Below are 25183 nucleotides of genomic sequence, written 5' to 3'. Positions count from 1 at the left end.
CGAGGTTTGCCCGCTCTCACAAGGGGCCGCGCAGTTCAATCCGGCAGCGCGTAGGCGATCACGTAGTCACCGCGATCCTGTGAGCCACGGCCGCCGCCGGCGGTGACCACCACGTACTGTTTACCCGTGGCCGGGTCGCGATAGCTGATCGGCGTGCCTTGGCTACCGACTGGCAAGCGGCCCTTCCACAGTTCGCTGCCATTGCCGGTGTCGAAGGCGTGCAGGTAGTGGTCCTGGGTTGCGGCGATGAACAGCAGCCCGCCTTGGGTCGCCAGGGTGCCGCCCAGTGTTGGCATGCCGATCGGCATCGGCAGGTGCATCTTGATTCCCAGGGGACCGGTGTCCTGCACGGTTCCGATCGGCGCCTGCCAGGCGATCTGGCGGGTCTTCAAGTCGACGGCGGTAAGGGTGCCGAAGGGAGGCTTCTGGCAGGGGATGCCCAGCGGCGATAGAAACCGGCGCTTGACGCTGATTGCGTAAGGTGTGCCCTGCAGTGCACGTGGCGGCTTCTTGCCTTTGACCTCTTCCCCCTGCGCCACGAGTTGGACCTCCAGGCCCACGCGCATGTCGTTGACGAACAGGTACTGGCGGGTCGGATCGATACTCAAGCCACCCCAGTTCATGCCGCCCAGCGAGCCCGGCAAGTTGAGCGTGGTCTGGGTGCCGGGTGGGGTGAACAGGCCGTCATAGCGCAGCGATTTGAACTCGATGCGGCACAGCAACTGGTCGAAGGGCGTGATGCCCCACATATCCGCTTCGCTGAGGCGCTCGGTGCCGACCTGGGGCATGCCTATGGACACCGGCTGAGTGGGCGAATAGGTTTCGCCTGGGATATCACCGGCCATCACGGGTTGTTCGTCGACCTGGGTCAGGGGCTTGCCGGTCAGGCGGTCGAGCACGAACAGTTGCCCGGCCTTGGTCCCGAACACCAGCGCGGGGGTGCTGGTACCGTCGGCCTGGGGCAGGTCGATGAGGCTTGGCGGCATGGGCACGTCGAAGTCCCAGAGGTCATCGTGAACGGTTTGAAAATGCCATTTTTCCAAGCCGGTGGTGGCATCCAGCGCCAGCAGCGAAGCACCGAACTGGCGGTCCAGGGGATGGTGCTGAACGCCATAGAAGTCGATGGCCGAGCTGCCGACGGGCAGGTAGACGGTGTTGGAGGCCGGGTCGTAGGACATCGGCGCCCAAACGTTGGGTGTCGAGCGGCTGTAGGTCTGGCCGGGCGTTGGCAGTAAACGGACTTGCGGATTACCGGGGTCGAAGGCCCAGCGCAGCGCGCCGGTCATCACGTCATAGCCGCGGATCACACCGCCGGGCATGTCGGTGCTGGCGTTGTCGGCAACCCGGCCGCCGACCACCACAGTGGTCCCGGCCAGGGTCGGCGCGGAGGTCAGCGAGTACTGATTGGATTCCACGCCCTTGCCGATCCCCGGCTTGAGATCGACTCGACCGCCGATGCCGAAATCCGTGCAGAACTGGCCGGTGTGGGCATCCAGCGCGATCAGTTCTGCTTCGATGGTATTGAGCACGATGCGTTGACGGCACAGCGCGCCAATCTGCGGCAGGGGCAATGGCACAGCCGTGGCACCGGCGACGCTGGGTTGCGACACCGGTTGATCGACATCGAAATAAGCCAGCCCGCGACAGCGCATCCAGGTTTTCTGCTGGGCGTTGATCTCGGTCTTCCACAACTGTTTGCCGGTGCTGGCCTGCAAGGCGATGACATTGTTGTGGGGGGTGCAGACGAACAGCTGCTGGCCGACCTGCAGCGGCGTGGTTTCGTCCTCGGCGCCGTTGCCGGTGGGGCTGATGGGTATATCACCGGTGTGGTAGGACCAGGCCACTTGCAGGCGCTGGACGTTATCGCTGTTGATCTGGTCCAGGGCGACGAAGCGTGACGCACCTGGGGTGTTGCCGTAGTGCTGCCAATCGGTTTGTTCGTGACCGACTGTCACGGGAATACGCGGCGGGATGGGAGTCGAGGCGTGTACCTCTGCATGCGGCAAGAACATCGAGCCGCCGGCGCCCAGCGAAGCCAGTATCAGTACGGTGGCGCAGGCGTAAGTCGGGGTTTTCAAGGGAGGGCGACCTTCGCCGCGCCTGAGCCGCGGCAGGGTCAGCAGCACCGCTATCATCAATACTGTCAGCAGCTGCAGGCGTGACATCAATGGCCAGAAGGCCAGCCCCACGTCCATGATTGCCCAGCCTACCGAGCCGATATACGCGACGCCGAAGAGCGCCACCCCTGCCGTTTTTGCCCGCACCAGTTGCGCTGCGGACAACAACAGGACCACGCCGCAAACGACGAAATAGGCACTGCCGTGCAGCGCAAGCAATCGATAGCCGAACAGGCTCATGAACAGCCCGGCAGCACCGATCGACAGGCTCAGCAGCACGAGCCACAGTCGCATTGGTAACGACAGCGGCGTCTGGGGAATTGGCATGAGGAGGGATCTGGCCGAATGATAAATCGTAGTCACATCGACCCTGGCTGGAGCGTTTGGGTTCCAATTGATTAGGTTATGCCGGCGCAGACTGCATGAAAATCAAGCGCGCAGGTTAGTCAACCGGTCGAAAGCGCAACAGCCGCGCGCCATCTTCAGGATCGACCAGATAATGCGCATGCACGCCGAACGTCTTTAACAACAACTCCGGCACCAGGACCTCCTCGGGTGCACCGAGGGCAATCAAGCGACCCTTGTCCAACACCGCCACGCGGTCGCAAGTGAGTGCCTGGTTGAGGTCGTGCAGGGCGATCACCGTGGTCACTGGCAGGCGCTGGACCAGTCCCAGGATCGACAGTTGATGCTGGATGTCCAGGTGATTGGTGGGCTCGTCCAACAGCAGGATTTGCGGCTGCTGGGCCATGGCGCGGCCAATCTGCGCCCGTTGCCGCTCGCCGCCCGACAAACTGTGCCAGCGACGCTTGCTCAGGTGCATGAGGTCCACGGCTTGCAAGGCTTGCTGGACATGCCGATCGTCCTCCGTCGACCACGGCGCCAAGGCGCTCAGCCATGGCGTACGGCCCAATTCCACCGCATCGCGCACGCTGATGGCGTCGAGTGTCTCGCTGTGCTGTTCGACCACGGCGATGCGCTGAGCGATATCGCGGCGCAGGTAGTCGGTCAACGGCTGGCCGAACAGGCGCACCTCGCCGGCAGACGCTGCGAGCACGCCGCATAGCAGCTTGATCAGGGTCGATTTGCCCGAGCCGTTGGGGCCGACCAGCGCCAGGGATTCACCCGCGTGCACCTGCAGATCGACTCCCTCAAGGATCGTCGCGCCTTGGTGGCGCCAGCCCAGTTGCGTACAGGCCAGTACTGGTGTGGGATGAATACTCATGGGCGTCTGGCCTTGATCAGGATGAGCGCGAACGCCGGCGCGCCGACCAGCGCGGTAATCACCCCGATGGGCAGCACCTGGCCGCTGATGAGGGTGCGCGAGATGACGTCAGCGGCAATCAGAAACACCGCCCCGGCCAAGGCGCTGGCCGGCAGCAGGCGTGCATGGCGCAGGCCCACCAGCAAGCGCATGGCATGGGGGATGACCAGGCCGACGAAACCGATGGAGCCGACCAGCGACACCAGCACGGCGGTCATCAGTGCGGTGCTGCCGATCAGCACGTATTGCACCGGGCGCACGGCGACACCCAAGGCCGCTGCCGAGTCGCTACCAAAGGTGAAGGCATCCAGCGCGCGCCGGTGCCACAGGCACACCGACAAGCCCAGCAACACCACCGGCACCGCCAGGGTCACCGCCGGCCAGCGCACGCCGCTGAGGTTGCCCAGCAGCCAGAACATGATGCCGCGGGCCTGCTCGGCGTTGGCCGATTTGGTGATCAGGAAGGCCGTGAGGGCGTTGAACAGCTGCGAGCCGGCGATACCCGCGAGGATGATCTGCCCGCGGGCACCTGCCGCGTTGCCAGCGCGTGCCAGCAACACCACCAGCACGAAGGCGAGCACCGCGCCGCTGAACGCGCCCATCGACAACGAGATGGCGCCGCCACCGATGCCGATCAACGCCACCAGCACCGCACCCGTCGAGGCCCCCGCGGAAATCCCCAGCAGATACGGCTCGGCCAAAGCGTTGCGCAACAGCGCCTGCAGCACCACGCCGCACGTCGCCAGACCCGCGCCGCAGGCCGCCGCCACCAGCGCGCGCGGCAGGCGGTAGTTCCAGATGATGCCTTGATCGATCGCATCCAGCGGATAGTTGCCCAGGCCCAGCTGGTTGGCCAATGTCTGCAGCACCACGCTGGGCGCCAACGGCGTTTCACCGATCGCCACACCGGCCAGCAAGGCCAGCGCCAGCAGCGGCAGCACCCAGCTCAGGCGCAGCAGCAGTTGGCGCAAGGCGACAGCGAGGCTGCGGGTCATTTCGGCAGCTTGAAGTGGTCGATTGCATCGGCGAGGCCATCGATGCCATCGAACATGCGCACCGTGGCTTCCATCGACTGCGCGTCAAGGATCACGATGCGGCCGTGCTTGACCGCCTCCATGTTGCGCGCCACCGGATCGTTCTTGAGGAATTCGAGCTTCTTCAGGTAGTCATCCGCCGGGAAGCGGCGCCGATCCATTCGCGCAATTACCAGCACCGTGGGATTGGCCTTGGCGATGCTCTCCCAGCCGACGGTGGGCCATTCTTCATCCGACTGCACCACGTTGTGCAGGCCGAGGGTCGTCGCCATGAAATCCGGCACGCCTTTGCGCCCGGCCATATACGGATCGCTGGCCAGGTCCGGGCTGGAGAACCAGAACGCCACGGTGGCGTTGTTCAGCTGTTTGGCCGCGACCTTGGCCTGCGCCGCGGCCAGCCGCGCCGCCAATTCGGCGTTGAGTTGAGTGCTGCGGTCACTGACGTCGAAAATCGTCGCCAACTGGCTGATGGTCTTGTACAGGCTGTCGATACTGAACGGGCGCAAGCGGGTGCCGTCGGCGCCGACCAGATTGTCTTTGCCTTCGCAATCGGTGGGCATCACGTAGGCGGGGATGTGCAGGTCGTTGAACTGGTCGCGGGTGGCCACTGCGCCCTGCGGGCCGACCGACCATTCGAACTGCACGGCCACCAGGTCCGGGCGCTTGCTGATCACCGCCTCGAAGCTCGGTTGATTGTCGGCCAGGCGGGGCACCTTGGCGTCGATGCTCTGGTACGCCGGCAGTACCGGGTTGAACCACAGCGAAGTGCCGACCAGGCGCTCGCCAAGGCCTAACGCGTAGAGAATCTCGGTGGTCGACTGGCCGATGGTCACGGCTTGGCGCGGCGCCTGTACGAATGTCAGCGGGGTGCCACAGTTGTCCACGGTCAGCGGGTAATGGGTGGCTGCGGCAGACGCCGGACTACAGGTGATCAGGCCGGCCAACAGGCCGTTCAACATAAGGGCTGGACGAATCAATGACATGAAAAATGCTCGCTACGAACTCCGGACACCCCGCCGGTGGGTACTCGATACTGCGGCCGGCAGGTCTCCTGACTGGCGTGTCATGGCTGCGTTCCAGCCTTCCCGGGAGGGCCCAGTGGCGGTACACGGAATGCGGCTCGACGCCTACAGTTGCGGGGGCAGTTCCGTTTCACGGCGGGTGGGCGCGTGACGGATTCCCTATTAATCCTGTGAAGGAACCAGCGGGGGTATGGTACGTGATTGTTTTTGTTGGAGGAAATGCTGATCTGCGTCGCGAAGGACGTGATGTGCAGGTCGTTTGCTCGGGTTTGTTTCCAGGCGCCTGGAACGCTGCGCAGCCTCATTGGCACGCATCTATTCCGGTAGATTGGGTAATTGATAGATCCTTACGCGTACGTCCAATCGTTGAGTAGCAAAAAAACAGGTTTTTGGATGTGGGACGATTCCGAAATCTGCGGGAATTAATCCTACGCAGCTCTGTAGCGGCGGATCTAGAGCGGTTTTTCCTCCACAAAAAAGCCCCTCGCAAGGGGCTTTTCGTTCTACTGCGTCAATCAGCGTTGCGCTTGTGCCAGCTCGGCGGCGTAGTCGCCTCCAGCAACTTTCTGAGCCTCTACCGGCCAGGCTTTTTCATCGATGTCCAGATCCTGAAACTTGGCCGCATCGAATACCGGTTGCTTGACCCCTGCACGACGCTGTTCATCGTAGTCACGCATCACCCGCAGGCCGACCTTGAACAGCAAAAACAGCGCGGTCAGGTTGACGAACGCCAGGCCGGTCATGGTGATGTCGGCGAAGGCGAAGACGGTGGACAGGTCCTGAGTCGAGCCCCAGACGATCAGTACCATCACCAGTGCGCGGTAGCCCAGCAGCACGAAGCGATTGCGGCTGAGGAACTGCAGGCTGTTCTCGCCCAGGTAGTAGTTGTAGAGGATGCAGGTGAACACGAACAGCGACAGCGCGATGCTGACGAAGGTGCGACCCCAGTCACCGACCACCGCCGCCAGGGAGTTCTGGGTCAGGGCAATGCCGTCGCCTTCGAAACCGGGGGTGTAGAAGCCCGAGAGCAGGATCAGCAGCGCGGTGCAGGTGCAGATCACGAAGGTGTCGAGGAACACGCTGAACGCCTGTACTACGCCTTGAGCGGCCGGGTGGCGCACGGAGGCGACAGCGGCGACGTTAGGGGCGCTGCCAAGGCCGGCTTCGTTGGCGAATACGCCGCGCTTGACGCCCATGACGATGGCGCTGCCAAGCAGGCCGGCGAAGGCCGGGTCGAGGCCAAACGCGCTCTTGACGATGGTGGCGAGCATGGCCGGCACGTGGTCGATCTGGGTGAAGATCACGTACAGGGTCACGCCGATGTAGGCCAGCGTCTTGACCGGTACCAACAAGTCGGAGACTGAGGCGATGCGCTTGATACCGCCCAGGAACACCACGCCCAGCAACACGGCGAGGATGATCCCGGTGTAGTGCGGGTCGTAGCCGAAGGCATTCTGCAGCGAGTGGGTCACGGTGAACGACTGCAGGCCCATGAAGGCGAAGCCGTAGGTGACCAGCAGCAGGATCGAGAACACGATCGCCATCCAGCGCAGATTCAGGCCGTGCAGGATGTAGTAGGCCGGGCCGCCGCGGTACATGCCTTCGCCTTCGCTGCGCTTGTAGACCTGGGCCAGGGTGCACTCGAAGAAGCTGCTCGCCATGCCGACCAGGGCCGTGACCCACATCCAGAACACCGCACCTGGGCCGCCCAGGGTCACGGCAATGCCGACACCGGCGATGTTACCGGCGCCGACGCGCCCGGCGAGGCTCAGCATCAAGGCCTGGAAGGAGCTCAGTTGGCCACCCTGACCACGGATCGACTCTTTGAAAACACTGAACATGTGCACGAAATGGCGGAATTGCACAAATCGTGAACGCAGGGTGAAGTAGCTCCCCAGTCCGACGATCAGCACGATAAGGACTTTCCCGGAAAGGAAATCATTGATCATTTCAAGCATGTTAGGTGCTCCCTCTTGTTGTTTTGACCTGTAAAGACAAGCGCAACGGACGCGTCACCGCGAAAGGGGGCATGATTGGCTGATACATACTCTGTGACAATTTCGCGGGTTGCTCCGATTTGGTGCGACTTGATGCTATCATGGCGTCTGTCGCACCAATTCAAAGCTGGGTCATGAGTCAACATTTCAGTACCAATCTAAAACTTGCCTGCAGCCACTACCGCTCTATCTCGGAAGTCTGTCGGCTGCTGGTGATCAACCGCGCGCAGTTCAACAAGTACCTTAGCGGGCAAAGCCAGCCAACGGCCTACAACCTCAAGCGTATCGGCGACTTTTTCGGGGTCGAGGATTACGAGCTTGGTTTGCCGCCCGAGCAATTCGCGCGTTTGATCGGTGCCCGCGCATCCTCCGCGCCGACGCCAGCACCTCAGGACCCGTTGCTGGCTATGCTGGCGCCGCTGCGGGAAAAGGCCGCAGATCTGTCGCGCTACTGTGGCTATTATTTCGAGTACTCCAATTGCATGTCGGTGCCGGGCACCATCCTGGTGTCCCTGGTGCATCTGCGTGAGGAGCAGGGCACGTTTCTGTTCGAGCGCCAGGAGCGTCAGGAGCGTTCCAGCACCAGCGATCCCCACGCCGACGACTGGGTGCGCTGCCGCTATCTGGGGGCCGCGTTCGCGTTGCAGGATCGGCTGTTTCTGGTGGATTTCGAATCGTTGACGGTCAACGAAATGAGCCAGACCATCCTTATCCCCAGCTTCAAGAGCCGCATTACGCGCCTCAACGGTCTTAAAACCGGGGTGTCCAGTGGCGACCGGCGCAACCCGGCCTGCACCCGTGTGGTGTGGGAGTTTCTGGGGCTGGAGATCAACCGCATCAACGCCTATCGTCAGGTGCGGCTTTATCATCCAGATGATGCGCTGATCGACGATGACGTGCGCAGGCGCTTGCAGGCCATTCCCAATGTGCACGGTTTGTACGAAGTCGAATGACGGTTGCGGGTTGACACCCTATTGCCAGCAAGGGCAGCATTGTCCCATGAACTCGCACAAGCTCGACCTCACTACCACCACCACGACCGCCTCTGGCGGCCCGTTGGTGTGTACCTGAGTCGAATCGGTATGCAACAAAGGCCCCGCCAGCAAACACTGGACGGGGCCTTTTGTTTTCTCCGTCCAGGCTGGCCAACGATGGAGAAGGACGATGAAAAAAGCTCTGCTGGTGATCGACATGCAAGTCGGTCTGTTTCACGGACCGCAAGCGCCTTACGAGGGGGAGCGGGTGCTGGCCAATATCAATGCGCTGATCGTGGCAGCCCGAGCTGCCGGAGCGCCTGTGGTTGTGGTTCGCCACACCGGCCCCGAAGGCTCGCCAATCGCGGCCGGCAGTGCGCTATGGCAAGTGCTGCCGGAGCTCGGGGTTGATGTTCATCAGGATCATTTTGTCGACAAGACTCGACCTAGCTGCTTCTTCAACACCGGGCTGGCCGAATGGCTTGATGACGCGGGGGTAGGGGAGTTGGTGATCTGCGGGATGAAGACTGATTATTGCATCGACAGCACTGGCCGTCTGGCCGGGGACCTGGGCTTCAAGGCGGTGCTGGTGGCGGATGCCCATACCACGATGGACAGTCCGGTGTTGGACGCTGCGGCGATCATCGCGCATCACAATCAGGTATTGGCAGGGCCGTTCGTGAAATTGCTGTCGACTGCCGAGGTGAGCTTCCAGGGCTGATCCCGCCTGGTGGTTTGCTGCAGCCAGTGCTGGCCTCTTCGCGAGCAAGCTTTGCTCCCACGGGTGTACGACTCCATTCCAGTCGACTCTGTGGGAGCAAGGTTGCGCGTTCGGCGGCGAAAGCGATTGCCGCAACGCCACCGCCAGCCAGTCAAGCTGCTGGTTAACGCCCCGCGCGACGCAGCTTGCTTCTATAGGCCACTGCCAGCACGGCCAACCAGATCGGAATCAACAGCACCGATTCGTTGATGCCCGGCGTCATTGCCATGATCACCAGAATGCCTGCCAGAAATGCCAGGCAGATATAGTTGGTGATCGGGTAACCCCAGCTCTTGTAACTCGACACCTGGCCTGAAGCGCGCAGCGCACTGCGAAACTTGAGGTGAGTAATGGTGATCATGATCCAGTTGAGCACGAGCGCCGCGACCACCAGGGCCATCAGAATTTCCAGCGCCTTGGCCGGCATCACGTAGTTGATCAGTACGCACACGCCGGTGGCTGTTGCCGAGACGCCCAATGCTGCGAGTGGCACACCGCGAGCGCTGACCTTGAGCAGGCTCTTGGGCGCATTGCCCTGGTTGGCCAGGCCGAACAGCATACGGCTGTTGCTGTACACGCAGCTGTTATAGACCGACAACGCCGCTGTCAGCACCACCACGTTGAGCAAGGTGGCAACGATGTTGCTGTCCAGTGCGTGAAAGATCAGCACGAAAGGGCTGCCGCCGGTGACGACGTTCTGCCACGGATACAGCGACAGCAGCACGGTCAGCGCACCGACATAGAACAGCAGAATGCGGTAGATGACCTGATTGGTCGCTTTGGGAATGCTCACCTTGGGATCATCGGCTTCGGCTGCGGTGATACCGATCAGCTCCAGGCCACCGAAGGAGAACATGATGAAGGCCATGGCCATCAGCAGGCCGCGCACGCCATTGGGGAAGAAGCCGCCGTGCTGCCAGAGGTTGGCGACGCTGGCGTCCGGGCCGCCATTGCCGCTGGCCAGCAGGTAGGCGCCAAAGACGATCATGCTGATGATGGCGATGACCTTGATCATCGAGAACCAGAACTCCATCTCGCCGAACACGCGCACATTGAGCAGGTTGATCAGGTTGATGGCCACGAAGAAGATCGCCGCCGACATCCAGGTCGGGACGTCAGGCCACCAGTACTGCACATAGACGCCGACCGCGGTCAGCTCGGCCATGCCCACGAGCACATAAAGCACCCAGTAGTTCCAGCCGGCCATGAAGCCCGCCTGCGGGCTCCAGTAGCGCGCGGCAAAATGCGCGAAGGTACCGGCAACCGGCTCTTGGACCACCATTTCGCCAAGCTGGCGCATGATGAAAAAAGCGATGACTCCGGCAAGGGCGTAGCCGAGGATGACCGATGGGCCGGCCATGGCCACGGTGTGAGCCACGCCCAGGAAAAGCCCGGTGCCGATGGCCCCGCCCAGGGCGATCAGCTGGATGTGACGGTTCTTGAGGCCGCGGCGCAATTGGCCGGGGCGCGCTTGCTGTTCCATTGAAAATCCTTCGTACATGACACGGACTGACCTGTGCCGAACGCCGCAGCGTCTGCCATTGACGTTGGCATTGCGTGCAAGCTGGCGATCATTGTTTGGGGTGAAGCGAGAGGTAGGCCTTGCTGCCGGCCCGTTACACAGCATACCAGCTGAGGAACATGTCCAGCGCGCCATCGACTACTTCGGCCTGGCGCTCGGGCGACAGAAGTGATTCATTAAGTGTCACCTGCGGCCAAAAAGCGAAGGACTTCATCAGCGCGTGTATCTGGGTGGCAGCAAAACCGGGATCGACGGGCTTGAGGCGGCCGTCTTTCTGGGCTGCCCGCACCCACACGCTGACCGTCTCCTCGCGTTCGTTTATACGCGTGACCCACACCATGGCCCGATCAGGCGAATGAACCGTAGCGCCAATGGCGATACGCGCCAGATCGATGCAATTTTGGTCACACAAACTGGCCATCTTGGCTTCGAGCAGTTCGCGCAGTTGTTCGCGCAATCCCACATCGGGACGGTAGGGGTCGTCGGAAGCGGGCGGAAAGCGCGACCACAGTCGCTCCATGATTTCCGCGAAGAGTTCTTCTTTACTGGGGAAGTGGTTGTACACCGTGCGCTTGGAGACTTCGGCACGGGCCGCGATGCGGTCCATGCTGGTGACCTCGAAACCGTTATCGCGAAACTCGTCGATGGCAGCCTCGACGATGGCTTCGCGTTTGCGGTCGGTCAATCTCGGGGGCAGGGTGGTCATGGGGGCTCTTGAATAAAAATAAGTACACTGACCAGTTTACTTGGCTGGGAGAATGATGCAAGCTAGAAACTACACTGTGTAGTGTACCTCTTTCGTTTTACCGTCACTCGGTCGGGCCAGCCCGCCAGCGCCGCACCTTTCATGGAGTCATGCCGCCATGTCCCACCCCTCAAATACCCTCACCCCCGTCAGCGCGTCCAGCCATACCCCAGCCACCCTGCGCCAGCTGGACGGTCGCTACGTCAACCACGCGCCGCGCCATCGCGCCGGCACCCTCAAGACCCTTGGGATCATCTGGAACAGCCTGTTCAACAAACCGGCCGATACCCGTCCTGCGGCACCTATTCCAGTGCAAGCCATTACCCGTCACCAGTTGCTGGCGGCGCCCGACAACAGCGTCTGGCGTCTCGGCCATTCCACCGTGCTGCTCAAGCTCAACCAGCGTTTCTGGTTGACCGACCCGGTGTTCGCCGAGCGCGCATCCCCGGTGCAGTGGGCCGGCCCCAAGCGTTTCCATCAGCCGCCCATCAGCCTTGACGAGCTGCCGCCACTGGCCGCGGTGATTCTCTCGCACAATCACTACGACCATCTGGATCACGCCACCATCCTCGCCCTCAAGGACCGCGCCGAGCACTTCATCGCGCCCCTGGGCGTCGGCAAGACCTTGATCGAATGGGGCGTGCCAGCGGCCAAGGTGCATGAACTCAACTGGTGGCAGTCGGTGCGCTTGTACGGCGTCGAGTTGGTGGCGGCACCGTCCCAGCACTTCTCCGGGCGCGGGCTGCGCGACGGCAACAAGACCCTGTGGGCATCGTGGGTAATCATCGCCGACAAGCATCGGGTGTTCTTCAGCGGCGACACCGGCTACCACAGCGGCTTCAAGCTGATTGGCGAGCGCTTCGGGCCGTTCGACCTGACGCTGATGGAAACCGGCGCCTACAACGTCGACTGGCCGGATGTGCACATGCACCCCGAGCAAAGTCTGCAAGCGCATCTCGATGTGCGTGGGCGCTGGCTGATGCCGATCCATAACGGCACCTTCGACCTGGCCCTGCATGCCTGGCACGAACCGCTGGATCGCATTCAGGCGCTGGCATGGGAGAGCAATGTGCGCATCGCCACGCCGGAGATGGGGCAGCCGTTTTATCTGGATTACCCGAGCCCGTGTGCGCCGTGGTGGATTGGCGTGGTGGAGGGTGAGGTGGCCGCGGTGGCGCAGGGGAGCGAGCAAAAGCCGGATTGGGAGGGGATGGCGCGGCCCAACGGGTCAGGGGTAAGCCAGAGTTGACGGTGGCGCCATCTGCGACTGAATTCAGTCGCAGATGGCGTGTGCGATGTCCAAACAACAAAATTGATTATTTGGTTGTTGAACCTCAGCGGTGTGTGACGTGGCCTGAACTCTGTACGCTGCTCAAGGGCCTGGGCTATCGTCAGATCGAAGGCGAGTCCAGAAGATAATTGCCTGTTTGGCAAGTTGCAGTTTATCAAAGCGCTGATCAGCTATGAGGGCCAGACCGTTTTCTTTGAGCGATCTGACCAGGCAGCCCCTGGATGGTTTTCTTCATGGCGCTCATCAAGGCCAGCGTAGGTGATCGGCGGCTTCAATGTGTGGACCGTTGCCCAATCGTGAGCCGCATGAGTGGGGGATATTCAGTTCCTTTGCGCGTAGGCCCCTGAGCCTCTGCTTCTGTGCTCGGTCCTGGCTCGACTGAAACAGGCTCCGTGCTGATGTATAGGAAGCTGTTAACCACTGCAACGGTACTCAACAAAACCACCATCAGAAACCCGACGCCCGTAGACCACAGGTACACGCATTCCGAGTGTTCAGTAGGCGCAGTGACCATCTCTCTGTAATCCGCTGACGGCAAAAACCGATACAACCGCGGATGCCAGGCATCGCGAGCCTTGCGGCGGATCTGGATCAATCGCCAGCCGGCCCACAGTTCGATAAAACAATAGATACAGGCGACTAGCATGGCTGCGAAAACCAGCCACGGACTGATGTCGCTGCTGATGCGTGTGGCGATGACGGTGAGCCCCACGCCTAGCGCCGCAGCGACCTTGGTCAGGGCCTGCTGTGTCGCTTCGGTGGTTCTGGCCGCATCATCACAGACACTCCCGCGCAGGGCAGTCAGCGAATTCAGCGTGTCGATGCCCAGCCCGCTCATATACAGCTGATACACCGTTTTCGCGCTGTCCAATGCGTTAGCCAGGTGGGCGGCGAAGTACCTCGCCGGTTCGCAGGGCTCCCGCCCTGCACGCGCAATTTCCGCTGAGAGCATCGAGTGGCGAAGGGCAGCCTCTCGGGACAATTCATAGACCCATTGCGCCGCGGATTGAAGCTGAGAGAACCCGAGAAGGTCTATCTGCGGCCGTTGCGCAGGGGGCAAGTCACATGGCGGCAAGCGCAGTGCCGGCGGGCCATGGAACATCAGCGCGTCATCGTCTGCACCCAGCTCGTTGGCCAAGGCGCGGGTCAGCGCGTCAAAGGCCTTGCTGGCCCAGATGCTGTGCAAGGGATCCGTCATATCTATATGGCTGTGCTGAGCCAGTAGCCAGAACCGGATATCTTCTGGCACACGGCGGTTGGCTGCTGTTTCTCGGACCAGTGTGCGCGGAGGTTGGGTCTCGGCAGCCTTGTTGAAAGACAGCGGCGCTTGCCAATTGCCGTATGCCCGTCCTTGGGTCGTGAAGGAGTGCTCCAGCCGCGCCAGCCGCCAGCGATCGGCCGGGTGTCCGCGATCCAGCGTATCGCTGAAGCCTGTGGCAGTGAGCAGATACAACGCGCCGTCTTCTCGTGGAGGGACTTTATGCAGCGTCAGCCGATAGGGCGAGAAGTCTTCATCCAGGCTGGCGAGCGTGAATGGATTGTTCGCGCTGTCCACCAGTTGATAGCACCAGCCCAGGTGTTCGACAGCCATCGCCAATCTGCCTGCGCAACAGGCGTCGAGTCTGGATGTCAGGACGCAGTCTGGGGTTTCATTGATCCATACGCCGTGTTCGCTGGCGAGCGTATCAAGCAGCTCAGCCAGCGCGTCTAGCGACAAGGTCGTCTTCCGTGATCTGCTTGGTGTCGATGATGATGCGCTTGCCGGCAGCGCCATTGTCGAGGATCTGTACGGTTGATCCGGCGGCGTCGTCCGGGAAGATCACGATCACCCCCTCGGTGGTTTTCAGGCGCCGGGTGGGCGCTTGACGCAATACCTTGCGCACCGGCTTGAAGGTCAGGTTTTCGAGTTTGGCCCTGCGGATACGTTTTTGGGTTTCGTCCGTGATCTTCTTGATCAATGTGGCATCGGCCGGGTTACCCGCGCCCTCGATAATCGCGTCGATGATCGCTTGATTATTGACCTTCGGCGCTTGGCCAAGAATCCCCCGCGCTGTCGCCAGTGCGGTGGAAACATCCTTATCGGGAAGAACAGCCTTGAACTTCTGCAGCGTCGCCTGAACCACTTCAAGTGCCTTTTGGCTCAGCTCTGCATCGTCGACTTCGCGCGCTACCCCGAGGAAGTCCTGGAAGTAGTCCGAGAGCTCTGGTGCGGCCCGTTTTACCCGATCACGGGCCGATACTTCATCCTCGGCAACACCTGCGACTACGCGGATCAATGCGGCTTTCTGCACTGCACGGTTGTCGTCGATAAAGGCATTGATAATCCGCAGCAATACACCGTCCGGCTGCTTCGGATCCTGCTGCAGCGCCTCGCGATAATCATATTTGATCAAGCTGTAGATGCGCACGTTAGGGTCTTTGACGCTCATTTCGAAGATGAACAACGCGCCATCACTGCTGCTGCTCACGTGCTTGCTGTTGAAACTCGACGCCAGCGCCTGAGCCCCGCGTTCGAAGGTATTCCTGCCGCTGGCGATGTCTTCGAGTTTGCGTTTGGTAGAAGAGTGAGTGTCAAAGCTGAACACCGGATCCACTGCCGTATCGATAATTTTGCCGATAAAAAACGCTTCGTGTTGCACTTGGCGGGCTGGGTTGGCTGTGAACGTCTGGGGGCCCACGACATGCAAAATCATACTCTCGATGGACAGCGAATCGATTTCTTCATCAGTAAAGAAACTCACACTAATCTCCTGCAAAAGCCTCTGATAGTCAGATGACGGGCTGTTTTGATTGTTTGGTCGATGGGAGAGGAACGGGATTCCCTTGCTGCACTTTTACGAGTTCTGCGTGAGTGGCCATGAGTGCTCCTGGTGTCGAGATGCGAATGTCGCGCCTTGGTTCTTTGCGCGCGTTGAATGATTACGGTTTCTTTGCCGCGTCCAGGTCGCGTTCGCACTGGGCAACTGCCTCACGCAAACGTTGCTGATGCTCCTCTCGGCGTTGCTCCTGGGCGAAACTGCCGTCTCGGCGCTCACAATCGCGCTCCAATTCTGCGAGGTAATTGGCCTTCGCGGCGTCTAGGGCGGCCTGCGCTTGTTCCACTGTCTGGGTCATCGTGTATGTCCTTGCAGTTATGGGGGCGGGTATCGTCCCCCTGTTGCCAAGCTGACCCGGTTTCATGCCGGGCCTGGGGAGTGCGCCTGGGCGACTACGCCCATCACCGGCGAGCACGTACCTGGCCGCACGCTTTGGTATTCGCCGCGTCAAGTTCCTGCGCAATCACATGAAGTTCTGCATCGGTGATCAAGCCCCCGGCCCGAATGGCAAACAGGCCACCATGGGCACGGTTGTGAAAGGCCCGTCGTTCGCTGTCTTCCGTTTGCTCGCACAGCATGTCGATGTCCGCGCGTACATAGGCAATGGCATTTCGTTTATTTTCATGATTCATGGTCTTGTCCTCGGTCATGACGCTAGCCGCATGATGTATTGGTAGCGCCGGAACTCCCGACAAAGTTTGCCGGGGTACGCCTAAGTTGATTTTCTTGTCGATGGCAAAAGGGAAGCGTTTCCCTGTAATGAATCGATCGAAGGCAGAAACTTACGCTATTGGTTTAATTAGGTGTTACTGATGATTTATCCATCGGTGCAGATGTTTGGTAAAACACAATGCAGATTGGGCGGTGGCGCTTGAAAAAGTGACAAAATATTTCAAGCACCTCGCCACTGTGCTTCAGGTCGGATGATTTGCCGGGATGTAGCGTCGGAATAATGCCCTGGCCCCGTAAGCGGGGAGGATATTAATAAATGCCAAGATCACTTTGATGGCGATTTGAACGTAGACCATCTTCAAGATGTCGGCATTATCCAATGTTCCGTAGAACGCGATAAAGCAGAATGGAAAGCTGTCGAGGATGACTGCGAACAGCGTGCTCAGGAATACCCGCAGGAAAAGAAATCTGGAGTTGGTCAGTTCCTTGATCTTGCAGAGCAGATAGGCGTTGACGTATTCCGACACCAGGAAGGAGACTGCAGATGCGATTAAAACAGATGACACCTGCTGGATAACCCCCACATCCCGGCCACCGATGCGCTGGAACACGCCTCCATCCTGCAAGACTGCGCCAACAAGCTCATCTTCGAATCAGCTCTGGGCAACAGTGATCCGACCAAGCACCTGGCTCTGTCAGCCCTGTACCTCGGCGAAATGGCCAAAGCGATCATGGACGACGTCGCTCAGTCCATAGGATCGGATGGCTGATCCAAGGTCCGCGCGCTACGCCTATAGGAGCTCTAGAAGGATCACCAATGCCGCAGCGCACATCACCGACCTAGCAGATCTGTGAGTAGACACTTGGTTGATCGACGCGGATAGTCGATCCGATAACCAAAGTTCGAGAGACCCAGTGGTGCACATCTACGGATCAACAAATATCTTGGCCGGCGTGGTGCAGGGCAGGTCAGTGACGCATTGGGTGGGAAAGGTGTCCCACATCAGGATCCGCTACTGCCCGTTCGGCTTTTCGCTTTTGCCCTCTGGCAGTTTCTGCGGGCAAAAACGTGAGCAAGTGACAGGCCACTATTTATTGGGTCATGGCTACAGGGCTTTCAATCCGGTGTTGCGGCGATTCAGCGCACCCGATGAATTGAGTCCGTTCAGCGCTGGAGGATTGAATGCGTATGTATACTGTGCGGGGGATCCGATCAATCGCTCTGATCCCTCAGGAAGAATATGGGAATGGCTTAAAAAAACCTTCGCCCGGCCCCCAGTTTCATATCGACCGCTGCCTGCGCTCCCACCTGGATATCCATTTGCTTCTGGCTCACCGCCGCCATTGATAAGTGCTCCTGGTATGGAAAGGTTAATTGGTCTGGCCAGTTACCATGACGAGTTGACAGCGCGTATCATGGGTGCGACCACTGTGGCGCATACCTTACCGCTCGTGGCCGAGCGCCGTACTACTGCTGCTCGAATGCTCAAGATGGTTGCCGGTGTCGCAGACGTTTACCTTCCTCCAGGTCCAGGCGCTGAAAATCTTAATCCGTTCCGCTATATGCAGCCTCGTGGGACGGTTCCACCGGAGCCGTTTAACGTCGCAGGCCTTAATCACCTGATTCCGGATTATGAAACTTCGGCGCTACTAAACGGTACTCGTCAGCTTCCGCCTGCCTATCAGGTTGAAGCCCCTTTCGGACATCAGAGCATAAGAGGTCTCCCGCCAGCCTATTCGACACACACTTTAACGAGAGCTGAAATCAATGCCCGTATACGCAGTGATTGGTTCACGCATACGTGACCCCTGGTGTAGTGCTGTAGAAGATTGCGCAGTTTCGCCCATTAGACGTTCCATTGCTGATTAGCCTGAAGGACTCGCTGCGCGGTGGGATTTCGCATTGATGTTTGCATCCGCCCGATTCGCGGCAAATTTTCACACTCAACCCCCACCCACCCCATGTACGATACGCAGCGCGGCAATCTATACCCAGCCAATTACCGAAAAAGGGGGGGCGTTGAAGATCTTCAAGTGGATGCTGGCACTGCTGTGTGCCAGCGCGATCGGCCAGGCCAGTGCGGCGCTGGTGATGATCGACCCGGTCACAGCGCAGCGTATCGACAGTGCCTTGCACCTGCCGCGCAGCGACGCCAACGACGATGCCGGCGCGCGCATCGCTGCAGTGTCGGCGCAGTTCCTCGGTACGCCTTACCAGGCTCAGACGTTGATCGGCTCGCCCATGACTGCGGAAAAACTGGTGGTCGACCTGCGTAGCGTGGATTGCTTCACCTACCTGGATTACGTCGAGGCGCTGCGCAAGTCGTCAAGCTATGCCGGTTTCGTGCAGAACCTGGTGCGCACCCGCTACAGCGACAATCAGGTCAGCTACTTCCATCGTCGGCACTTCTTTACCGACTGGGCGGCGACGCAGCCGGTCAATGCCTACGACGTCACTCGCGAACTGAGCGAGCACAGCTTGAGCGTCACCAAGGACCTCAATCGCAAGGCCGACGGCAGTCCGTTCCTCGCGCAACTGGGCGTCACTCGCCGCCAGGTCAACTACATCCCCAGCCGTTATGTCGATCAGGCGTTGCTTGCGCGCCTGCGCACGGGCGACTACATCGGCATCTATACCCCCGAGCAGGGGCTGGATGTGACCCACGCGGGCATCTACATCGCTACCGAGCAGGGGCCGATGCTGCGCAATGCGTCCTACCGTGTGGCCAACATGAAGGTGGTGGATTCGCCGTTTCTGGCCTACGTAAAGAGTGTTCCGGGCATCGTCGTGCTGCGGCCGATGCCGGACACCGGAAAAATCTGAGCGTTTCAACCAAGGATGATTGCCCATGTCTAACCCGAGTCCGGCCATCGCCGCCAGCCCTGATCAGGCCACCACCACCCGAGCCCGCAATGTCGCGCTGTTGGTGGCGGTGACGTTTTTCATGGAGAACCTCGATGCCACGGTGATCACCACGGCCTTGCCGAAAATGGCCGAGACCTTCGGTGTAGGCGCGGTGGATCTGAACATCGGCATCACCGCCTATATCATTGCCGTGGCGATCTTCATCCCGCTCTCGGGCTGGATGGCCGATCGCTTCGGTGCGCGGCGTATCTTCGCCATTGCCATTGCCGTGTTTACCTTGGCTTCGTTGCTGTGCGGGCTGTGCACCGAGCTCGACACCTTTGTAGTCGCTCGCGTATTGCAGGGGATCGGTGGCGCCTTGATGGTGCCGGTGGGGCGTTTGTCGGTACTGCGCACCACCGAGAAAAAGGACCTGGTGAAGATGATCGCGCTGATCACCTGGCCTGGCTTGGTGGCGCCGATCCTGGGGCCGCCGTTGGGCGGCTTGATGGTGACCTATGCGACCTGGCCGTGGATTTTTTTCGTCAATATTCCGCTGGGCATCATCGCGATCGCCGGCGCGTTGGTGCTGGTGCCGGCCGGGCGTGACGACCATGTGCGACCGTTCGACAGCCTGGGTTTCCTGTGGCTCGCGGGCGCCTGCGCGACCATCATGCTGGGCCTGGAGTGGCTCGGCGAAGCGCAATCGCAGCGGCTCACCGTGGCGGTGCTGATGCTGGTCGTCGGGGTAGTGCTGGCGTGGGTCGCAATTCGCCATTGCCGTCGGCATCCGGCGCCGTTGCTGGCCCTGGACGCCCTGAAGTTCGCGACCTTTCGCTCCAGTATCTATGGTGGCTCGTTGTTCCGCATCGCCATCAGCGCCTTGCCGTTCTTGTTGCCGTTGATGTTTCAGGTCGGCTTCGGTTTGCCTCCGGTAACGGCCGGGGTGCTGGTGCTGGCGGTGTTCGCCGGTAACTTGCTGATGAAGCCGTTCACCACCGCGACCATGCGCCGCTGGGGCTTTCGCACGGTGCTGCTGGTCAATGGCGTGATCGGCGTGCTGTCGATCCTCGCTTGTGCGTTGCTGAGTGCCGATACGCCATGGCCGGTCATCGCGCTGGTGTTGTTTGTGGGCGGGCTGTCGCGTTCGTTGCAGTTCACCTGCTACAACTCGGTCGGATTCGCGGATGTGCCCAAGAGCGGCATGAGCGCGGCGTCGACGATGTTCAGCATGTTTTTCCAACTGGCGATGGGCATGGGCGTGGCGGTTGGGGCCTTGCTCCTGCGCTTGTCGATGGCCGTGCAAGGCCACAGCGACCATGCGTTGACTAGCGATTTTCGCGTAGCCTTCGTGGGGGTGGCGGTGATTGGGTTGCTGGCGTTGATTGATATCTATGCGCTGGAACGCAAGGCGGGGGAGCATGTGCTGGAGCGGTGACGCAGGGATAGGCGGTGTTCTTGAGGGCCTCTTCGCGGGCAAGCCTTGCTCCCACAGGAGTACGACTCAGGCGCTGCCAATGCAGTGGGAGCAAGGCTTGCTGGATGTATCAATGCCTGATCAAGGCGCTAACAATGTCCGCAACCGCCCCAGCAAGTCAGCAATCCGAAACGGCTTGATCACCATGTCCATCCGCTCTTCAAGAAACGTCTGCAAATCCAGCGCATTCTCTGCATAGCCGGTCATGAACAGGATCGGCAGCTGTGGATGTCGCTGGCGCACGCTGTCGGCCAGTTCGCGGCCATTCATCTGCGGCAGGCCAACGTCGGTCAGCACGATATCCACCGAGCCATCCGCCGCCAGCAGCGTCAACGCCTGATCGGCGTCTTCCGTCAGGGTGCAGCGATACCCCGCATCCACCAGCACGTCATGCACGAACATGCGGACCGAGGCCATGTCCTCGACCACCAGTACGTGTTCGCCGGCGCCACGGTGCGGCTGCTCGATCAGCTCCGCTACCGGGGCTTCGACCGCCTGACCGGCCGGGAGAAACAGCGTCACCTCAGTGCCATGGCCGAGCAGGCTGCGAATATGCACATCACCGCCCGACTGCCGCGCAAAGCCGTAGATGGTCGACAGCCCCAGCCCGGTGCCTTTGCCCACTGGTTTGGTGGTGAAGAACGGATCGAAGACCTTGTCGATCACGGTGTGGTCGATACCCACGCCATCGTCGCGTACCGACAGCACCACATAGTCGCCATCGGCCAGGCGACTGTCGCCCCGGGAATGAGCGGCATAGGTCGACAGCTTGATGGTGCCGCCGTCGGGCAGCGCGTCACGGGCGTTGATCACCAGGTTGAGGACCGCGCTCTCGAACTGGATAGGATCGATCATGGCGATGGCGGCGATACCGGTGAGGTCCAGGGTCAAGATGATGCGCTCACCGATGGTCCGCTGCAGCAGGTCTTCGAGCGAGTGCACGTGCTCGTTGATATCGATCGGCCGGGTGTCCAGCGGCTGCTGGCGGGCGAAGGCGAGCATGCGATGGGTGAGGGCGGCAGCGCTGGTGGCGGAACTCAAGGCGGCGTCGGCGTAGCGCAGCACCGAATCGGTCCGGGAGGCTTCGACGCGCTTCTTGATCAGTTCAAGGCCGGTGATGATGCCGGTCAGCAGGTTGTTGAAGTCATGAGCGATGCCGCCGGTGAGCTTGCCCAGAGCGTCCATCTTTTGCACCTGCAACAACTGCGCTTCAGTGCGCACGCGCTCGGCCACTTCCACGGCCAGCAGGGTGTTGGCCGTGGCCAGTTGCTTGCGCTGCTGGCGTTCGCGTTGCCGATGCTCGGTGACGTCTTCGATAAACACCAGGCTGTGCCCAGGCGTGCGATAGGGCGATACCTGCCATTCGGTTTCGCGCATCTGACCATCGACCTGCACAGCCAGGTTGCCACGCCAGCGTTCGTTGCTTTGCAGGCGCAGGCACAGGTCGTCGATCACCGCGTCCTGATGGGCCGCAAAGCGCTCGCGCAGGCGAATGGACTTGAGGTCATCCTGAAACAGCTGGCTGAAGGCGTAGTTGCATTCGATCACCTGCAAGTCTTCATCGATGACGGCGATGGGCGCCGCGATGTTGACGAAAATCTCGCGAAAGCGTGCCTCGCTGTCGCGCAGTGCCGACTCGGTATCGCGCACCCGCAACAGGGTCTTGAGCGTGGCCATCAGCACATCCGGATCGACCGGGTGGATCAGATAGGCATCGGCGCCCGCCTCAAGGCCGGTGATGATGTCGCCGCTCTGGATCGATGCCGCCGACACGTGAATGATCGGCAGCAGCGCAGTGGCCGGTGCCGCACGCAACTGGCGCACGATATCGAAACCGCTCATGTCCGGCAGGTTGACGTCGAGGATCAGCGCATCGAGCGCCTCGACGGCGATCAGCTGCAGGCCATCGAGCCCGGTGCCGGCTTCGAGGATCTGGATGCCATGGCGTTCGAGACGGCGGCGCAGGGCATAACGGGTGGCCGCGTTATCGTCGACGATGAGGACACGGGTGTCACGCATCATGGTCAGGCTCCAGAGCAAGCGCCAAGGGAATCACTACATAGAACACCGACCCCACGCCAGGGGTGCTTTCGACGCCCACGCGGCCGCCCAGCAACATCGCGAAGCGCTTGCACAGCGACAGCCCCAGGCCGGTGCCGCGCAGGCGCTTTTGCAGCGGCGAATCGATCTGGGAGAAATCCTCGAAGAGGGTGTTGTGCAATTCACCGGGGATGCCGATACCGGTGTCGCTGACCGCGAAGCGGATCTCCCGGTCGTTCTCCAGGCGCGCCGACACGCGCACCTCGCCGGCCTGGGTGAACTTCAGCGAGTTGGAAATGAAATTGCGCAGGATCTGCGCCACCTTCTTGTCGTCGGTGTAGAGCCGTGGCAGGCCCACGGGCTCTTCGAAGATCAGGTCCACCGCGCCGGCATCGACGATAGGCCGGAACATCCCGCGCAGGGCGGCGAACAGGTCGAGCATGTCGAACCAGGCCGGCGAAATGGAGATGCGCCCGGCCTCGATCTTGGCCAGATCGAGCAGGTCGTCGACCATGTCGCTGAGCTCGCGCGCCGAGGTGCTGATAAAGCCTACCTGCTTGTGCTGCTCGGGGCCCAGCGGGCCGTCCAGCTCATCGGCGAGCAGGCTGGTGATGCTGAGGATCGACCCCAGTGGGGTACGAAACTCGTGGCTCATGTACGACAGAAAGCGGCTCTTGAGGTCCGACGCCTGGCGCAGTTCTTCGGCCTGGTTGTCGAGCTCGGCATACAGCGCCAGCACGCCCTGGTTGGTTTCGTCGAGCTCGGCGCGAAGGGCCTCGGCCTCTGCCTGCAAGCGCTTGATGAGGGCGGCACTGGCGACTGGATCGAGTTCGGGAGTGTCAGACATCGGGTGCCTCCAGCGCGATAACCAAGACCGTCACGTCGTCGCGTCCCCGACAGAAGTCGCGGTGCAGGACGGTGGCGATGACGGCCGGGTGACGGTGCACCAGGCCGGGATAGTCCAACAGATTCCAGCGCGATTGCAGACCGTCGCTGAACAGGATCAGCAGTTGGCCCGCCGCGTGCGGAAAGTCGAAAGTTTGCGCACGCCGAAACTGCGCGCCAACGATGCCCGGATGCGATGCCATGCCGCGGCTCTTGTCAGGCGAGACCAGGCAGGCGCCGATATTGCCGATGCCGGTGAAGCGCAGCTTGCCGTCATGCGCATCGAACTGGGCCACCGCCACAGCGCCACCGCGGGTGCCGTTCATGGCCTGGTGCATGTCGTCGAACAGCAGCGCCGGGTTGCCGTGAGGGGCGCGCGTGAAGGCCTTGCAACCGGCCTGCGCGGCCAACTCGGCTTCCGGGCCGTGGCCCAAGCCATCGACCACCAGCGCGCTGAGCAGCGAACCGTGGCGGCAGATCTGCCAGGCGTCACCGCAGGCCGGATCGTCGTGCAGCGAATGTTGACTGATGCCTACCGGCCAGTCGCTGCCGCGTTCGCGCTTGGCGAACAGACGCACCAGCACCACCGAGCCACGGGCATCGGCATAAACGTCGAACACCTCGGATTGGCGTAGCAGCGCCCCCAGGCCGATGCCTTGGGTGCCGCGGGTGGAAACACCGTCGGGCAGGCAGTCATGCAGGTCGAAACCCGGGCCGCGATCCACGGCGATCAGCTCGATCCCTGCCAGCGCAGGCAGCGCGCGCAGGTGAAGGTGGCCGTGGCCCGCGTGTTTGAGGGTATTGCTGGCCAGCTCCGTGGCGACCAGCGCCACACGCCCACAATCATGGGTGTCGAAGCCGGCGAGCTCGGCGAGCTTTTGCGCGGTACGGCGGGCTTCGCCGACCTGGGTCTCATCTTCCAGGGCCACGACCTGGGTCAGCGCGCTGTAAAGGGTCAAGTCCATCGGGCGATCGTCACACGGGTACCTTTGCCGGGAGCGGTGTCCAGCTCGAAGTCTTCGACCAGCCGGCGCGCACCGGTCAGGCCCAGGCCCAGACCACCGCCGGAGGTCCAGCCATCGGTCAGCGCCAGCTTGATGTCGGGGATGCCAGGGCCTTCGTCGCGAAACGTCAGGCGCAGGCCGACGCGCGGGCCGTCCTCGAGGATCTGCCAGTCCATGTCGCCACCGCCGCCGTAGACCACGGTGTTCCGGGCCAGCTCACTGACCGCTGTCACCAGCTTGGTCAGGTCGATCAAGCGCATGCCGCATTCCGTTGCCAGCTTGCGCGCGCTCTGGCGGGCCAGCACCACGTCCTGCTCGATGCGCACGGGCTGGGTGCCGCTGCTGCGTACATTCATGATTGCGCCACGCGTTCTTGCAGCAAGCGCATGCCGCGCTCGACGTTGAGCGCCGTGCTCACGCCGGGCAGCGTCATGCCCAGCTCCACCAGCGTGATGGCCACCGCCGGCTGCATGCCCACCAGCACGGTCTCGGCGTCCATGATCCGTGACAAGCCAGAGATGGTGCCGATCATGCGGCCAATGAACGAGTCGACCATGTCCAGCGCCGAGATATCGATCAGCACACCACGGGCCGAGGTCTTGCTGATGCGCTCGGACAGATCGTCCTGCAGTGTCAGCGCCAGCTGGTCATGCATGTCGACCTGGATGGTCACCAGCAGGTAAGCCCCCATTTGTAGAATCGGGATGCGGTCCATGGG

At 61.3% G+C, this 25183-nt stretch carries 22 protein-coding genes, 1 pseudogene and 1 riboswitch; of the genes and pseudogenes, 6 read left to right on the top strand and 17 right to left on the bottom strand.

The window, feature by feature from the left end:
• Window positions 1-35: 35 nt before the first annotated feature.
• From LIX93_RS13250 to LIX93_RS13230, 5 genes are all read right to left on the bottom strand, one after another.
• Window positions 36-2411: a membrane-bound PQQ-dependent dehydrogenase, glucose/quinate/shikimate family gene (locus LIX93_RS13250; RefSeq protein ID WP_226504894.1), complete on the bottom strand. Its 2376-nt coding sequence runs from the start codon at window positions 2409-2411 to the stop codon at window positions 36-38.
• A gap of 148 nt (window positions 2412-2559) precedes the next feature.
• Window positions 2560-3342 carry an ABC transporter ATP-binding protein gene (locus LIX93_RS13245; protein WP_226504511.1) on the bottom strand — a complete coding sequence of 261 codons (783 nt, stop codon included), beginning with the start codon at window positions 3340-3342 and terminating at the stop codon, window positions 2560-2562.
• Window positions 3339-4376, bottom strand: coding sequence for an iron chelate uptake ABC transporter family permease subunit (locus LIX93_RS13240; protein WP_226504510.1), 1038 nt, complete (start codon window positions 4374-4376; stop codon window positions 3339-3341). Before LIX93_RS13240 ends, LIX93_RS13245 begins: the two co-directional genes overlap by 4 nt.
• Window positions 4373-5398, bottom strand: coding sequence for an ABC transporter substrate-binding protein (locus LIX93_RS13235; protein WP_226504509.1), 1026 nt, complete (start codon window positions 5396-5398; stop codon window positions 4373-4375). Before LIX93_RS13235 ends, LIX93_RS13240 begins: the two co-directional genes overlap by 4 nt.
• Window positions 5399-5438: 40 nt before the next feature.
• Window positions 5439-5636: riboswitch (cobalamin riboswitch) on the bottom strand.
• 316 nt (window positions 5637-5952) lie between these two features.
• The gene (locus LIX93_RS13230) at window positions 5953-7395 is read right to left on the bottom strand and encodes an alanine/glycine:cation symporter family protein (protein ID WP_226504508.1); all 1443 of its coding nucleotides are present in this window, start codon (window positions 7393-7395) and stop codon (window positions 5953-5955) included.
• A gap of 173 nt (window positions 7396-7568) precedes the next feature.
• On the opposite strand from LIX93_RS13230, the gene LIX93_RS13225 reads away from it, so the two are divergent.
• On the top strand, window positions 7569-8387 hold the full coding sequence (locus tag LIX93_RS13225; RefSeq protein WP_226504507.1) for a helix-turn-helix transcriptional regulator: 819 nt from the start codon (window positions 7569-7571) through the stop codon (window positions 8385-8387).
• 211 nt (window positions 8388-8598) lie between these two features.
• On the top strand, window positions 8599-9129 hold the full coding sequence (locus LIX93_RS13220; RefSeq protein WP_226504506.1) for a cysteine hydrolase family protein: 531 nt from the start codon (window positions 8599-8601) through the stop codon (window positions 9127-9129).
• Window positions 9130-9292: 163 nt separating this feature from the next.
• On the opposite strand, the gene LIX93_RS13215 is transcribed toward LIX93_RS13220, so the two are convergent.
• Together LIX93_RS13215 and LIX93_RS13210 are read right to left on the bottom strand one after the other, a co-directional pair.
• On the bottom strand, window positions 9293-10651 hold the full coding sequence (locus LIX93_RS13215) for an amino acid permease (RefSeq protein ID WP_226504505.1): 1359 nt from the start codon (window positions 10649-10651) through the stop codon (window positions 9293-9295).
• A gap of 133 nt (window positions 10652-10784) precedes the next feature.
• Entirely contained in the window at window positions 10785-11396 is a 612-nt protein-coding gene (locus LIX93_RS13210) for a TetR/AcrR family transcriptional regulator (protein ID WP_226504504.1), read from the bottom strand.
• A gap of 157 nt (window positions 11397-11553) precedes the next feature.
• On the opposite strand from LIX93_RS13210, the gene LIX93_RS13205 reads away from it, so the two are divergent.
• Window positions 11554-12684 (top strand): MBL fold metallo-hydrolase, encoded by a 1131-nt coding sequence (locus tag LIX93_RS13205; protein ID WP_226504503.1) that lies wholly within the window; start codon window positions 11554-11556, stop codon window positions 12682-12684.
• Window positions 12685-12997: 313 nt separating this feature from the next.
• Here LIX93_RS13205 and LIX93_RS13200 read toward each other — a convergent pair whose 3' ends face one another.
• The 5 genes and pseudogenes from LIX93_RS13200 to LIX93_RS13180 form a co-directional block, all read right to left on the bottom strand.
• Window positions 12998-14443, bottom strand: coding sequence for a hypothetical protein (locus LIX93_RS13200; protein ID WP_226504502.1), 1446 nt, complete (start codon window positions 14441-14443; stop codon window positions 12998-13000).
• Window positions 14421-15467 carry a nucleoid-associated protein gene (locus LIX93_RS13195; protein ID WP_226504501.1) on the bottom strand — a complete coding sequence of 349 codons (1047 nt, stop codon included), beginning with the start codon at window positions 15465-15467 and terminating at the stop codon, window positions 14421-14423. Before LIX93_RS13195 ends, LIX93_RS13200 begins: the two co-directional genes overlap by 23 nt.
• Window positions 15468-15645: 178 nt before the next feature.
• Window positions 15646-15840 carry a hypothetical protein gene (locus LIX93_RS13190; protein ID WP_226504500.1) on the bottom strand — a complete coding sequence of 65 codons (195 nt, stop codon included), beginning with the start codon at window positions 15838-15840 and terminating at the stop codon, window positions 15646-15648.
• Window positions 15841-15943: 103 nt separating this feature from the next.
• On the bottom strand, window positions 15944-16192 hold the full coding sequence (locus LIX93_RS13185; protein WP_226504499.1) for a hypothetical protein: 249 nt from the start codon (window positions 16190-16192) through the stop codon (window positions 15944-15946).
• Window positions 16193-16456: 264 nt separating this feature from the next.
• Window positions 16457-16792, bottom strand: a pseudogene (locus LIX93_RS13180) (queuosine precursor transporter); the annotation flags it as partial.
• A gap of 340 nt (window positions 16793-17132) precedes the next feature.
• Between LIX93_RS13180 and LIX93_RS13170 the strand changes: the two are divergent.
• The 3 genes from LIX93_RS13170 to LIX93_RS13160 all read left to right on the top strand — a co-directional run bounded on the left by LIX93_RS13170 (window position 17133) and on the right by LIX93_RS13160 (window position 20497).
• The gene (locus LIX93_RS13170; protein ID WP_226504498.1) at window positions 17133-18020 is read left to right on the top strand and encodes an RHS repeat-associated core domain-containing protein; all 888 of its coding nucleotides are present in this window, start codon (window positions 17133-17135) and stop codon (window positions 18018-18020) included.
• Between the two features lie 214 nt (window positions 18021-18234).
• Window positions 18235-19038 carry an N-acetylmuramoyl-L-alanine amidase-like domain-containing protein gene (locus tag LIX93_RS13165; protein WP_226504497.1) on the top strand — a complete coding sequence of 268 codons (804 nt, stop codon included), beginning with the start codon at window positions 18235-18237 and terminating at the stop codon, window positions 19036-19038.
• A gap of 25 nt (window positions 19039-19063) precedes the next feature.
• Window positions 19064-20497 carry an MFS transporter gene (locus LIX93_RS13160; RefSeq protein WP_226504496.1) on the top strand — a complete coding sequence of 478 codons (1434 nt, stop codon included), beginning with the start codon at window positions 19064-19066 and terminating at the stop codon, window positions 20495-20497.
• A 120-nt stretch (window positions 20498-20617) separates the two neighbouring features.
• Here the strand turns inward: LIX93_RS13160 and LIX93_RS13155 are convergent, their stop codons facing one another.
• From LIX93_RS13155 to LIX93_RS13135, 5 genes are read right to left on the bottom strand one after another with little or no spacing between them, the layout of a single operon-like run.
• Window positions 20618-22558 (bottom strand): response regulator, encoded by a 1941-nt coding sequence (locus tag LIX93_RS13155; RefSeq protein WP_226504495.1) that lies wholly within the window; start codon window positions 22556-22558, stop codon window positions 20618-20620.
• Entirely contained in the window at window positions 22548-23423 is an 876-nt protein-coding gene (locus LIX93_RS13150) for an ATP-binding protein (RefSeq protein ID WP_226504494.1), read from the bottom strand. Before LIX93_RS13150 ends, LIX93_RS13155 begins: the two co-directional genes overlap by 11 nt.
• Window positions 23416-24426, bottom strand: coding sequence for an ATP-binding protein (locus LIX93_RS13145; protein WP_226504493.1), 1011 nt, complete (start codon window positions 24424-24426; stop codon window positions 23416-23418). Before LIX93_RS13145 ends, LIX93_RS13150 begins: the two co-directional genes overlap by 8 nt.
• Window positions 24417-24821: an anti-sigma regulatory factor gene (locus tag LIX93_RS13140; protein WP_226504492.1), complete on the bottom strand. Its 405-nt coding sequence runs from the start codon at window positions 24819-24821 to the stop codon at window positions 24417-24419. Before LIX93_RS13140 ends, LIX93_RS13145 begins: the two co-directional genes overlap by 10 nt.
• Window positions 24818-25180: an STAS domain-containing protein gene (locus LIX93_RS13135; protein ID WP_226504491.1), complete on the bottom strand. Its 363-nt coding sequence runs from the start codon at window positions 25178-25180 to the stop codon at window positions 24818-24820. Before LIX93_RS13135 ends, LIX93_RS13140 begins: the two co-directional genes overlap by 4 nt.
• Window positions 25181-25183: the final 3 nt, after the last annotated feature.

It is taken from the genome of Pseudomonas sp. MWU16-30317 (genome assembly GCF_020515695.1).
Lineage (GTDB): Bacteria > Pseudomonadota > Gammaproteobacteria > Pseudomonadales > Pseudomonadaceae > Aquipseudomonas.
This window is presented reverse-complemented; position numbering and strand designations above follow the sequence as displayed.

Coding starts and splice junctions, on each gene's coding strand:
- LIX93_RS13220 (WP_226504506.1), top strand. CDS start 8,599: ATGAAAAAAGCTCTGCTGGTGATCGACATGCAAGTCGGTCTGTTTCAC.
- LIX93_RS13160 (WP_226504496.1), top strand. CDS start 19,064: ATGTCTAACCCGAGTCCGGCCATCGCCGCCAGCCCTGATCAGGCCACC.
- LIX93_RS13145 (WP_226504493.1), bottom strand. CDS start 24,426: ATGGACTTGACCCTTTACAGCGCGCTGACCCAGGTCGTGGCCCTGGAA.
- LIX93_RS13140 (WP_226504492.1), bottom strand. CDS start 24,821: ATGAATGTACGCAGCAGCGGCACCCAGCCCGTGCGCATCGAGCAGGAC.
- LIX93_RS13250 (WP_226504894.1), bottom strand. CDS start 2,411: ATGCGACTGTGGCTCGTGCTGCTGAGCCTGTCGATCGGTGCTGCCGGG.
- LIX93_RS13190 (WP_226504500.1), bottom strand. CDS start 15,840: ATGACCCAGACAGTGGAACAAGCGCAGGCCGCCCTAGACGCCGCGAAG.
- LIX93_RS13240 (WP_226504510.1), bottom strand. CDS start 4,376: ATGACCCGCAGCCTCGCTGTCGCCTTGCGCCAACTGCTGCTGCGCCTG.
- LIX93_RS13225 (WP_226504507.1), top strand. CDS start 7,569: ATGAGTCAACATTTCAGTACCAATCTAAAACTTGCCTGCAGCCACTAC.
- LIX93_RS13150 (WP_226504494.1), bottom strand. CDS start 23,423: ATGTCTGACACTCCCGAACTCGATCCAGTCGCCAGTGCCGCCCTCATC.
- LIX93_RS13205 (WP_226504503.1), top strand. CDS start 11,554: ATGTCCCACCCCTCAAATACCCTCACCCCCGTCAGCGCGTCCAGCCAT.
- LIX93_RS13135 (WP_226504491.1), bottom strand. CDS start 25,180: ATGGACCGCATCCCGATTCTACAAATGGGGGCTTACCTGCTGGTGACC.
- LIX93_RS13215 (WP_226504505.1), bottom strand. CDS start 10,651: ATGGAACAGCAAGCGCGCCCCGGCCAATTGCGCCGCGGCCTCAAGAAC.
- LIX93_RS13210 (WP_226504504.1), bottom strand. CDS start 11,396: ATGACCACCCTGCCCCCGAGATTGACCGACCGCAAACGCGAAGCCATC.
- LIX93_RS13235 (WP_226504509.1), bottom strand. CDS start 5,398: ATGTCATTGATTCGTCCAGCCCTTATGTTGAACGGCCTGTTGGCCGGC.
- LIX93_RS13245 (WP_226504511.1), bottom strand. CDS start 3,342: ATGAGTATTCATCCCACACCAGTACTGGCCTGTACGCAACTGGGCTGG.
- LIX93_RS13230 (WP_226504508.1), bottom strand. CDS start 7,395: ATGCTTGAAATGATCAATGATTTCCTTTCCGGGAAAGTCCTTATCGTG.
- LIX93_RS13185 (WP_226504499.1), bottom strand. CDS start 16,192: ATGACCGAGGACAAGACCATGAATCATGAAAATAAACGAAATGCCATT.
- LIX93_RS13155 (WP_226504495.1), bottom strand. CDS start 22,558: ATGATGCGTGACACCCGTGTCCTCATCGTCGACGATAACGCGGCCACC.